The sequence below is a fragment of the Catenulispora sp. MAP12-49 genome, from assembly GCF_041262705.1.
In the GTDB taxonomy this organism is placed as follows: domain Bacteria; phylum Actinomycetota; class Actinomycetes; order Streptomycetales; family Catenulisporaceae; genus Catenulispora.
Genome location: NZ_JBGCCP010000076.1, coordinates 1 through 11,613 on the forward strand (window position 1 = coordinate 1; position 11,613 = coordinate 11,613).

An 11,613-nucleotide genomic window follows, 5' to 3' on the forward strand; every position below is an offset into this window, starting at 1 on the left:
TGCGGCGTTGACGTGCCACATCTTGGACGGCAGGTTCCGCAGCCCTTGCGCCTTGCCAGCTTTGACCTGGTCCTCGGCCGCGCCGCGGTGCCGGTGGAGCGCGTCGAGGAACCAGCCGTGATGGGAGCCTGGCACCTTGGGCAGGACATCGATGCTGGTGGCGGTGATCTGGTAGCGCCAGCCGGTGGCCTTCTCGAAGTCGGTGAGCTTGCGCTCGTGGCGACGCGAGGGCTTGGAACGCCGCACGATCAGCCTCGTTCCAGCAGGCCACAGATCCAGCCGCTCGTTCAGCCCGGTGATCTCGGCGACATCGGCCTCGTCCTGCATCAGGCCGTCTTGTTCCACGGCCGGTCTCCAGGACGCCGACGGGAGCTTGCCGATCGCGGCTTCGTCCTGCTCGGTGACCTTCCAACCGACCACGAAGTGCACCCGCCGTCTGCTGCCGTTCAAGGCGGTGATGTGCTCGATGAGCTCGTGGCCGGCCCCGGCTCCGTCGCACCGGACGATCAGGTGTCGCCGGAACCGCGCTGGGATCTGCGCGATGGCCTGGGCCAGCACGCTGATGTGGTCGGCGGCGGTGTTGGACCCGGCGTTGCCCGGCCGCAGCCGCATCGCAAGGACCTCGCAGGTGTTCGCGCACCACGCGCCTAGCGGATGGAACCCGAACCCGCGCTTATAGGTCGCCGCCGCGCCTGCTTGGCCGAGACCGCGGTGATCAGCGTGGCGTCCATATCGATCACGATCCAGCCGGACAAGATCCGTCCTGCGGTGCTGATCCACGGGAACCCCTGCTCGCGGCCGGCCAGCAGACCCCACACATGCGCTCGCACCGTGGCCCTGGCCTGTGCGATCCGCGCGAATGCCTTCGCATCCAGCTCGGCCAATGCCCGCCGGACCGTCGCATCCGACGGTGCCGCGCCGAACACCGCTGCCTGGTGATCGAGCACCGCGATGTCCGCCAAAGCGGTCGCGCCCAGGCAGATCGCCACCGCCAGCTGCACCAGCACCACGCCCCGGTCCCAGCCCGGCGACCGGCCCCTCACCCGCAGCGCCTCTGATAACGCCGAGGTCAGACCCGTCTGATAAGCGCAGCGGCGCAGCAGCACCGCCCCGGCATGCCCCACAAGGCCCTTTGCGTCGGCCGCCACTTTCAGCCGACGCGCCCACCCGATAGTCTTCGACACCAGAAAGGTGCCCCATCTCCTGGACCAGATACGAACTCGACACTCGCATCCTTCCAGGCCAAGGGCACCTTTCGCATGTCAGGTTCCGAACTCACAACTCATCTGCTGAGTATCGGAGGTTAACGCCCCAGAACGACCTGGAGTCCGTGCGGAGCGATCTGGCGGCGAGCATCCCGGACTCCGAAATCAAGGACCGGGTCCTCGGGCTTTTGGAGGTCAACCTCAGCGCGCCTGAATCCCTGGAGAGTCTTGAGGATGTCAGAGGCGACGTGGTCGCGAGCATCCCGGACTCGGACGTCAAGGCAACGGTTCTCCGTCTGATCGACAACCATGCTAGGGCGACTCGGGAAGCGACGGACAGGCGTGAACGGGAAGTCGCCCAGGCGGCCGAGGCCCGAGACGCCGCGGCAGCGGAGGCAGCGTCCTCTCTCCAGAACTCGCTGATGAAACTGATGGTGAAGCAGAGAGTCGATGCGCAGCGTTCCGATATGTTCAAGTCTTGGTTCAATCGCGAGACCATCGCCAGCGCCGTCGGTCCGATAGTCATGATTTCGCTGGCGGGATCGCTGATCGTCGCCATGTTCACCCATACGGCGATCGTGCCTGTCGTGTCGGACAGCTTCCTGCTCATCCGCGGTTACTTTTTCGGGAATGCGACGTCTCGTGAGGCGCCCAAAGCCTCAGAAGCTTCCAACGCGGGAAATAACACAGGAGACGGCGGCTCCGACTCGGGTCTGGCTTAACCTGGATGACTCAGGGCTCTCAACTGCTTGATCCTCGGTTTCGCGGGTCTTCGTTTTGCGATCATCTGTCCGTTACTGATGTTCCGGCGGGCGAGCCGCAGGCCCGAGGCGCTCGGGTGGGCGTCGCGGTTCCACGGCCGCGATGAGTTGTCCTTCCGGGTAGCAGGAGCGGGTCTGTACTGGTCAGCAGGGGTTCGGCAGGGCGGTCAGGCGAATCCAGCACACGGTGAAGGCTTCGGCCCAGAGCCAGCTGGCGGGGATCTTCAAGATGCGGCGGCGGGCGTGGGCGACGAGGCGGGCCGGGAGGTGCCAGAGTCGGTAGCGCAGGGTGTCCGGCTCGGCGGCTGCGAGGTCGGGATCGTCGGCCAGACCGAGCAACCTGGTCCAGGCGTGCAGGTCGGCGGCGATGTTCGCGGCCAGGACCCAGCCGACGTTGACGTTCCAGGTCTGCGAGGGCAGCCGGGTCAGTCCCATGGCCTTGCCGGTGCGCACCGAGTGCTCGGCGGCGCCGCCGCGTGCACGATAGAGCACATCAAGGAACCAGCCGTGGTGGGAGCCGGGAACCTCGGCCAAGGCGATGACGTTGGTGGCGCAGATCTGGTAGCGCCAGCCGGTCGTCTTCTCGAAGTCGGTGAGCTTGCGCTCGTGACGTTTTGACGGCTTGGAGCGGCGCACGATCAGGCGCACACCCGACGGCCAGTCGGCGAGCCGGCTGTCCAGTCCGGTGAGCTCGGCGACCTGCGCCGCCTGTTGGACCTCGCCGTCCTGGTCGACCGCCGGGCTCCAGGCGTGCGCGGGCAGCGCGGCGATCGCCGCCTCGTCCTCTGGCGTGTGCTTCCAGCCGGTGACGAACAGCACGTCGCGCCGCGCCGACCACAGCGCGATCATCGCTTCCATCAGCTCATGACTCGCCCCGGCCCCGTCGATACGGATCAGGATCCGCCGGCGCCACCGGGCCGGGATCTGCGCGATCGCCTCGCTCAGGACAATCACATGATCGGCGGCGGTGTTTGCCCCGGCGTTGCGGGGCCGCAGCAGCATGGCCAGGGACTCGGCCGTGTTCTGACACCAAACGCCCAGCGGATGGAAACCCCATCCGCGCTTGAACGTGGCCGCCGCACCCTCCTTGTCCGAGTGCGCGGTGATCAGCGTGCCGTCGATGTCAACGACGATCCACCCGGTCGGCACCCGTCCGGCCACCACGACCCACGGGAACCCCTGCTCGCGCGCGGCCAGCAGGCCCCACACGCGGTCTCGCACCCTGGCCCTGGCCTTGGCGATCCGGGTCCGGATCCGGGCGTCGAGCTCATCCAGCGACCGGCGCACTGTCGAGTCCGACGGCGGCGCTCCGAACAAGCCGCGCTGATGCTCCAACAGCGCGATGTCCACCATCGACGTCGCTCCAAGCGCGATCGCCACTGCAAGCTGCACCAGCACCACGCCCCGGTCCCAGCCCGGCAGCCGGCCAGGCCGCGCCATCGCCGCCGATAACGCCCCGGTCAGCCTTGCCTTGTCTGCGCACTGGCGCAGCAGTGCCGCACCGGCGTGGCCGATCAACCCCTTCGCATCGGCGGCCACTGACAGCCGCCGAGCCCAACCGATACCCTGCACCCGAAAGGTGCTCCTGCTCTCCTGGCGGAAACGAACTCGACACTCGCATCCTTCCAGGGCAGGGGCACTTTTCTCTTCTCAGGACCCGAACTTACAGCTCAGCCGGTGAGTATCCGAGGTCAACCTCTGAGGTACTGCGGATGCTATTCCGATACCGCAGCGGTATCGGGCGCCCGTCCCAGCTTGCTGATGCGTCGTGCGATGTCGAGTGAGTGTTCGGCGAGGCTCTGTCGGTTCAGGAGATCGTGGGTGTGGAGCAGGTAGCTCACGGCCAGTGCCTCGTGGGCCAGCTGTTCGCGCTTTCGCTGGGATTCCCGGCGGACGGCTATCAGCCCAAGGGCAACCGCAGCGGTGCCGGCGACGGCGGGATGGCCGGCCAGCAGCGGGCCGCCAGCAAAGGCGGCGGCTGAGGGAAGCTGCGTCTTGATATTGACGGCAATTGTCGTGGTGTCCAGCTTGAGGTCTCGCAGATGACGGCGAAGGTCGGCCATGGGTTGTCTGAGACGGCGGGCGACGTCGTCTTCGAGGTAGCTCAGCAGTACCTGGTGGTCGCGGATGTCGGCCAGCGCGGCGGCGTCCTGGGCGATCTGGTCGACCAGGACGCCGAAGGCCAGAAACTCCGGTCCGAAGCGGCGGCGGATCTCGACGATTCGGCCGGCCGGGACCCGGTCCAGGTTGGCCGGGACGAGGAAGTCCAGGGCCAGCAGCGCCACGATCTCTCCGGTCACGGATGAGTCGGACGTCGGCTGCGGTCGGTCGAGGTCGTCGCCGAGCAGTACGTCGGCGATAACGTCAGTGTTCCAGTTCATCGTCGCCGCATAGGCGTCACTCTGGTCGGTGGTTGGGACGAGCTTGTTGGCACGTGCGAAGTCCTCGGCAAGGACGCTGCTGTAGATAGCGACGAGCGGCTCGCACATCACCAGCCATCGACGGTCGACCTCGTTTGACAGATCGACGCGTCCGTTCCTTGCGAGTCCGGCATCGACCAGGGCCGCAGCCAGTCCATGGTCGATCTGGCCCAGATGAACGGCGCTTCGCGGGTTGACGTCGCCGCCAGGAGCGAGGGTGGCGGAGCCCAAACCGTCGATGCGGTACCGTGCGCGCAGTTCAGGACCTCTGTCGGCGATGATGGCATGAAACATCGGCGCGACCGCGGCGACGGACGGGCCGGGCGGCTGGCGCTGGATCAGATGCAGCTCGCTCTCGAACCTCTTGATCGTCTCCGAATCCCGGGTCGCGTAGTCCTGGGGCGTCAATCGGATGATGCGAGGCCAGTACAGTGCCGCGACCTTCAGCCATCGGTCGTCGCGGACGTGGAAATACGGATAGTACAACCCATAACGGCGCGTCTGGTTCACGCGATGGTCTCGCACATCTGCCACCCTCGTTCCATGTCGGCGGTCAGAACAGCCGGCTTGTGATGTAGGCCCGCTGTTCGGCCGCGACAGCCTCGTATTCCGCAGCGTCGTGCGGGGCGCTGTGCGCATGCGCGTATTCGGCGCACAGGCGTGCACGGTGGGTCAGGATCAAGGCACGGAACAGGTCGCGCATGTCGCGATCAGCGCCTTCGTTCGAGGCGATGGCGGTCAGGTGGTCCCTGTTGCTGTTGAGCATGACCGCGCGCACGACGAGCGCCGCACTCTCGCCACTAACGTGCCTCTGCTCGGCGACAGCCAGAAGCTGCAGGTGGGCTCCGCGCAGAAGGACTTCGCGCTCCTCCGGGTAGTCGGACAGCTTCTCGATGGGGACCGCACAGATCGAAGTGACGACGCTGGACGGATACTCGGCTCGGTAGTACCCCAGCAGTTCGGGATCCAGGCCGTGGACGTCGATCTCCCATACCAAGGGACGCGAGCCCGGGTGCCGGGCCGCCTGCTCGTCAGCGAACCGCAGTGCATGGTCACGGACAGCGGTGGCCGACGCCATCGACAACGGAATCGCCACATAGCGCTCGGCGATGGGACCGTGCACTACCTGATGGAACGACTCGAGTTCGGTGGGCGTCACGCACATGCCGCGATATACGGTGCCCTCGTACCCGTCGGCTTCCGGTTCGCGAAGCCGGTAGTTGTATAGATCGATGGTGAGGAGCTCGACCAGGAACGCCGCCGCTCGAAGCCGAATCGAGTCGCGCGCCAGATCGTCGCTTCGCAAAGCCGCGTTGATGACGCTGTAGATCCGCTGGTATCCGTCCTCCGACGTGTACAACTGGATCGCGCTGAAGTCGTCGCCGCGGTCCGTCGACCCGTCGAGCCAGGCCTTCCGGCTCGACAGCAATGCCTCCATCCGACGGCGGTCGGCATCATCGAACGCTCCGACGGCTTGCTCGGCTGCCTCGTCGGCCGCGGTGCTGAGCACGGCACGCAGCTCCTGCATGAATTCCTCGTAGCGGTGCCAGTCTGTGCGGATCTGGTTGATGGCCCGGCGCACCTCGTCCATTCGGCCGTAGGCTTCGGTGCTGGAGTAGAAAGGTCGCAGACCGTTGATCGACCCGCTCACCAACCCCGACCGGATGTCCGACCAGTCAGCGAAGCGCCGCAGCCGCGCGTCAGCCTCCACGACGCCTCCTCATTGTGACCGGTCGCGGGCCATCCGGCCGACGGCCCCGGCCGGGTGGATCCGCGCGACATCGGCGATCGTCCAGCCCCGCCGCCGACTCAGCTCGGCGGCGATGGCGTCGCCGATCGCCACGGCTACCGCGCTGCTGGCGGTGGGCACCGCGTTGAGCGGGCAAGCCTCGACGGACACCGAGGTGTCGATCACGACGGTCGCGGCCCCGGCCAGCCCGGAGTCCGGGCCTCCGGTGAACGCGATCACCGGCAGTCCGTCCCGGGCGAGTCCGCGAGCCACCGCGACGGTGTCCTCGGTTCGGCCGCTGTTGCTCACGCACACGGCGACATCGCCGTCCCGGACGATGCCAAGTCCGCCGTGCAGCGCCGTGGAAGCCGGGACGAACACTGCCGGGGTCCCGTAAGTCGTGAGTGTCGCGGCCAGTTTCGCGGCGACCAGGCCCGAGACTCCCGTGCCGGTCACGGTCACCAAGCGGGTGCACGCCTGCAGGATCTGAAGCGCCGCTTCGAGGGCGACCGGGTTCAGACGCTCCGCCGCCCGCTCGATGGCCTGGGCCTCGAAGCGCATCCATTGGAGAATCGATTCCACTGACTCATTCGACGCCCCCACCGTTCGCGAGATGCCCACTGTGGTCATGTCAGGCCTTTGGCGGTGGCGTCCAGGTCTCTCAAACGGATCAGCAGATCGGGGAGCGCGTCCAGCGCAAGGCAGTTGGAGCCGTCGCTCAGCGCGCGGGGAGGATCTTCATGGACCTCCATGAACAGGCCTGCGACTCCGACCGCGACCGCTGCCTTGGCCAGGGGAGCGATGAACCGCGGCTGCCCGCCGGTGCTCGACCCGGCGGCACCGGGCAGCTGGATGCTGTGCGTGGCGTCGAAGACCACCGGAACCCCGGCGTCATGGATCTGGACCAGCGACCGATAGTCGACGACGAGGTTCTGATACCCGAAGCAGAAGCCCCGCTCGGTGAGCATGATGGCGTCGTTGCCGCTCGAACGGGCCTTGTCCACCAGGGGCACCACCTCGGACGGCGAGATGAACTGGCCCTTCTTGATGTTCACGGGCTTGCCGGCGCCGCAGACCGCCAGAATGAAGTCGGTTTGCCGGCACAGGAATGCCGGAGTCTGCAACACGTCCGCCACCTCGGCGACCTGCGGAACGTCGTCCCGCTCGTGGACATCGGTGAGGACGGAAACGCCCACCTGTTTCTTCACCTCCGCGAGGATTTCCAAGCCCGCGTCCAGACCGGGGCCTCGAAAGGACTGGACCGAGGTCCTATTGGCCTTGTCATAGGAAGACTTGAAGATGTAGGGGATTCCGACCCGTTGCGCGATCTCAGCGATACGTTCGGCATGTCGTAGCGCGGAATCCCGGTTCTCGATGACGCAAGGCCCGGCGATCAAGGCGAACGGCAGTCCCGAGCCGATTGTCTGATCTCCGACCTTCACCGTTCGCTGACCAGTCGGCGCGGGATTCACAGGTGTCTCCTAACTAGGATGACGTATGCGTTGAAGGGTTTTCCCGAAGTCCTGGAAGAGCCGATGCGAGAGGTATTCCGGCGACCTTCGGCGGTACACTGACGCAGACGGTCCGAAGGAAGGACCGGCGTGTACGCGGCGGCGCCGCCGGGTCGATGAACCGCACAAACGACGACTCACCGCCGTGTGCTCCCCTCCTGTGGTCCATCTGTTCGCCGAACCAGTACAGCCACCTGCGACGGCTCGCTGAGCGGGCAGCGAACGCGAGCGAAAGGTCGCCATGCCGGACGTCCCCGAAGTGCCGTTTCGCCTCCGCACGGTCGATCACGCCGAGAAGACCGGCGAAAGCATCGAGTGTGTCCGATGACACGGGGTCGGCGGGGTCCGGCCGACCTGCCACCGGGGCCGGCCACCGAACTTGTATCCCTGCTACGGCAGCTCCAAAGCCTCAAGCCACGTACCCTCAAGCAGATCTCGGCGGCCAGCGGCATAGCGATCGGCCACGTCAGCGAGGTCTTGAACGGTTGGAAGGCCCCCAGCCCGGATGCGGCTGAAGCCCTCGCGACGGCATTGGGCGCCGACGACCGCACCGCGGCAAAAGCCCGCGACCTCGCCGATGACCTGGCGGAGCTCAACCGGTACACCCGGGCCAAACAACGGGGTACCGCGCCTGCCGGCACGTCCGCGGAAGCCCGGCCGGCAGGCGTGCCGGAGGCACGGTTCGACGTACCGCCACCGCCTAGCCGCTTCATCGGCCGCGAAGCCGAGGTGGCTGCGATGCAGGCCGCGATCCACGGCTCGAAGACCCTCCACCGCGCGCCGGTGGTGCAGATCTTCGGCCCCGTCGGCATCGGCAAGACGGCGCTCGCCTCGATCGTCGCCCACGAGTTGCGCTCGGAATATCCTGACGGCTGCGTGTTCGTGGACTTCGGCTTGCTGGGCGACGTGTCGGCCGCTCATGCGCGCCTGCTGAGCCGGTTCGGCTTCACCGCGGACATGCTGCCGGCGGAGCCCGCCGAACTGAGGGCGCTGTACCTGTCCTACCTCTACCGCAGATCGGTCCTGATCGTCGCCGACAACGTCGTAGCCCCGGAACAGGTCCTGGCCCTGGTGCCCGCCTCGCCTTCATGTGCGGTGGTGACCACCGGCCGGCGATTCCTCGACCACATCGACGAAGTATGTGCGATCGATCTCGGTCCGCTTACCGATGACGAGTCGCAGGCCCTGCTCACTGTGCTCATCGGAGCGACGAACGCGGAGACGGTCGAGGCTGCGAGCAGCAGTGCGGGCGTCCCGGCGGCAATCCGGGCCACGGCCGCCGGGCTTCGCGGACCCGGACACGGACCCAGAGAGCCGGTCAAGCCTCCCGAGCCGGCAGAAACCGGGGCGGCCGAAGCGAGACTACTCCCGTTCCCACCCGCTGGCCTGTCCATGGAACCCATCCCTGACACGATCACGTATCTCACCCCTCTGCGACGCTCTCGGAGCGCCGGTGTCAGGAACATAGGAATCGTCACTGGATACCTCCGTCGCGTCCACGACGTCGACATATGGGTCAACTCCGAGAACACCGACATGCGGATGTCCCGGTTCGACGACTACACCATTTCGGCGATCATCCGCTACGACGGTGCGGTCCGGGACGCGGCCGGACGCGTCATCGAGGACACCATCGCGGACGAACTCGCGCTGAAGGCCGGCCAAGGCCCGGTGGCCGCCGGAACGGCGATTTTGACCGGGTCCGGCGCGCTCGCCGCCTCCCACAACGTGCGCGCGATCGTCCACGTTGCGGCGGTCTACGGGGAACCGGGCGCGGGCTACCGCCAGGTTCGCGATGTCGGTCGCTGCGTGACCGGCGCGCTGGCCGAGATTGACCGGTCGCTCGAGCGACCCAGGGAGGTCAGTGTCCTGTTCCCGATGCTGGGCACCGGCCAGGGCGGTGGCAGCATCGAGCGCACTGCGGCGGTGCTGGTCGGCACCGCCGCCGAATACCTCGCATCGGTTCCCGTGACCCGGATCGGCACCGTGTGGTTCCTGGCGCACGTCCACCGGGAACTGACGGCCCTGCACGCCGCCGTCGACGCCCACCCCCTGTTGAAAGGCGGCTGAGACGATGCCTCGGATATCCCGGGTCACGAGCGTCGAGGTCGTCGGCTTCCTACCGACGCGATCCGTGGAATCCCGACAGCATCCCTTCAACGCAGCCGCTTTCCTGAGCCGCAACAAGATCTCCGGCGCGCGCGACAAGCCGGGTGGCGACCTTGAGGTCACGCTCAACCAGGTCGACAACCTCCTCAAGGGCCGCACCCCCGCCCGGGATGTGCCGATGGCCGCACAGTTCTTGGTCGACTTCGACATCCTGGCGGCCCGCACGGCCCTGTACGGCGGTGACGTGACAGCTGTCGTGACAGACCTCGACAACACCGCGCGACTGCTTGCCCCGATCCACGAACGCGCCGCGGCGCAGCTGCTGGTGCTAGCCCAGGCCCTTCGCCGCTCGGCCGGAATCCTGCGCCTTGCTCCTCACCAGCTTCCCGAGCAGGTAATCCTCCGGCTCAACGGTGAAAGCGGCCATCTGCTGCGCCGCCTGGTGACCCGCGCCGAGCATTACAAGACCGGTCTTTGGATGCGCCCGATGACGCCAGCGGCTCGGAGCCCACACGAGATCGTCAAGCATCTGCAGGGGAACGCATCAGATACCTGTTTCGCTCCGGACGGCCGGCTCCTGATCGTGGACAACCAGCGTTTGCTGGAGGTCCTGGATCTCGCCGGAGGCAGACCACGGCAGCCTTTCCGCCTCGGTGCGATCGAGCCGACTTCTCTGGCCTGTGACGGTACCTACGCGGCGATCGCGACGAGGGACGGCACCATCCGGATCGTCGAACTGGCCCGCGGCCAGCGTCCGCCGCTGGTGCCCTCCGGGCCCGGCGCCGCCCTCGCCGTCGCCTTCGTCCGGCCGGGAATCCTGGTCTCGGCCAACACCCGTGGCCGGCTGACATCCTGGGATGTCGCGGCCGGAGCCGAGATCGGCCGTATCGACATCGGCGACCGCACCATCTCGGCGCTGCTTCCTCTGGACGGGGACCGGATCCTGCTCGGCACCGACCCGGAAACCAGCACCAGTCCAGGGCATGCCCTGCAGATCTGGAACCTGTCGGCGGGCCGCAGGGAGGCGACGTTCGGCAGTCACGACTGGCCGGTGACAGCGCTCGCCCGCGCCGCTGAAGGCGGCGACGCCGGCTCTGGCGGTGCCACCGGCGCCGCGCCCGACCTCGTGGTCGCGGCCGCGAACGATCAGCTGTCTGCCTGGCGCCTGGACGATCTGAGCTGTGCGTGGCGGGCCACCCGCGAGCACGTCGCATTCCACTCGGTGCGTTGCCTCCCCGGACGCGCCGTGGTCGGCGACGGCATCGGAGCGCTGAGACTGTTCGACATCCACGACGGCCGCGAGCTGCGCCGCCTGGCGCCGCACAGCGGTCTGATCCCGGCGATCGCGTCCGATCCGGAGCGGCGGCGGCTCGCCACCGTCTCGTACGACCAGAGTGTGCGCGTGTGGGATACCTCCGCTTTGGAAGCCGCCGCGCCGATGAGGCACCAGCAGGAGGTGACAACGCTCGCGCTCACGGCGGATCGGGCTCACGTGCTCAGCGCGGGCAAGGATGGACGCGTTCTGACATGGGACGCGGAAACCGGGGAATTCGAGGGGGAGCTCGGCGGCCACGCGGGGTGGGTGAGCCGGATCGTGCCAATGCCGGGTGCGGCAGCGGTATCCGCAGGCTGGGACGGAATGATCCGTTTCTGGGACCTTCGCCAAGCGGGCTGCTCCGCCGCGGTGAGATCGGATGATCCGCAGCTGACACAGCTCGCGGTCACTGCGGACGGGACGTCGGCGGTGACCGCAGGGGCCAAGGGCGTCATCCGAATCTGGGACCTAGTGCAGCGCCGCGTTGATTCTTCGGGGGTTTGATCAGGCTGTCGGTTCGCCGAGGTAGAGCCCGGCAGCGCAGTCGAGGGCGGCTTCCGGGG

The 11,613-nt window shown here is 67.3% G+C and carries 8 protein-coding genes and 1 pseudogene; 3 read left to right on the forward strand and 6 right to left on the reverse strand.

All coding sequences use genetic code 11. The features are described from left to right. A pseudogene (locus ABIA35_RS49055) lies at window positions 1-1,184 on the reverse strand (IS1380 family transposase); the annotation flags it as partial. Window positions 1,185-1,330: 146 nt separating this feature from the next. Here ABIA35_RS49055 and ABIA35_RS49060 point away from each other — a divergent pair. Further along, window positions 1,331-1,927, forward strand: coding sequence for a hypothetical protein (locus tag ABIA35_RS49060; RefSeq protein ID WP_370362603.1), 597 nt, complete (start codon window positions 1,331-1,333; stop codon window positions 1,925-1,927). Window positions 1,928-2,110: 183 nt separating this feature from the next. Here ABIA35_RS49060 and ABIA35_RS49065 read toward each other — a convergent pair whose 3' ends face one another. The 5 genes from ABIA35_RS49065 to kdsA form a co-directional block, all read right to left on the reverse strand. After that, window positions 2,111-3,538, reverse strand: a complete 1,428-nt coding sequence (locus ABIA35_RS49065) for an IS1380 family transposase (protein WP_370362604.1) — start codon at window positions 3,536-3,538, stop codon at window positions 2,111-2,113. Between the two features lie 143 nt (window positions 3,539-3,681). Beyond that, window positions 3,682-4,896, reverse strand: coding sequence for a DUF6236 family protein (locus ABIA35_RS49070; RefSeq protein WP_370362605.1), 1,215 nt, complete (start codon window positions 4,894-4,896; stop codon window positions 3,682-3,684). Window positions 4,897-4,939: 43 nt separating this feature from the next. Continuing rightward, window positions 4,940-6,097, reverse strand: coding sequence for a hypothetical protein (locus ABIA35_RS49075; RefSeq protein WP_370343265.1), 1,158 nt, complete (start codon window positions 6,095-6,097; stop codon window positions 4,940-4,942). Window positions 6,098-6,106: 9 nt separating this feature from the next. Then, window positions 6,107-6,697 (reverse strand): SIS domain-containing protein, encoded by a 591-nt coding sequence (locus ABIA35_RS49080; RefSeq protein ID WP_370362606.1) that lies wholly within the window; start codon window positions 6,695-6,697, stop codon window positions 6,107-6,109. A 44-nt stretch (window positions 6,698-6,741) separates the two neighbouring features. Next, window positions 6,742-7,557, reverse strand: coding sequence for a 3-deoxy-8-phosphooctulonate synthase (gene kdsA, locus ABIA35_RS49085; protein ID WP_370362609.1), 816 nt, complete (start codon window positions 7,555-7,557; stop codon window positions 6,742-6,744). Window positions 7,558-7,950: 393 nt separating this feature from the next. On the opposite strand from kdsA, the gene ABIA35_RS49090 reads away from it, so the two are divergent. Together ABIA35_RS49090 and ABIA35_RS49095 are read left to right on the forward strand one after the other, a co-directional pair. Beyond that, on the forward strand, window positions 7,951-9,696 hold the full coding sequence (locus tag ABIA35_RS49090; protein ID WP_370362607.1) for a macro domain-containing protein: 1,746 nt from the start codon (window positions 7,951-7,953) through the stop codon (window positions 9,694-9,696). A 64-nt stretch (window positions 9,697-9,760) separates the two neighbouring features. Next, window positions 9,761-11,554, forward strand: a complete 1,794-nt coding sequence (locus ABIA35_RS49095; RefSeq protein ID WP_370362608.1) for a WD40 repeat domain-containing protein — start codon at window positions 9,761-9,763, stop codon at window positions 11,552-11,554. Window positions 11,555-11,613: the final 59 nt, after the last annotated feature.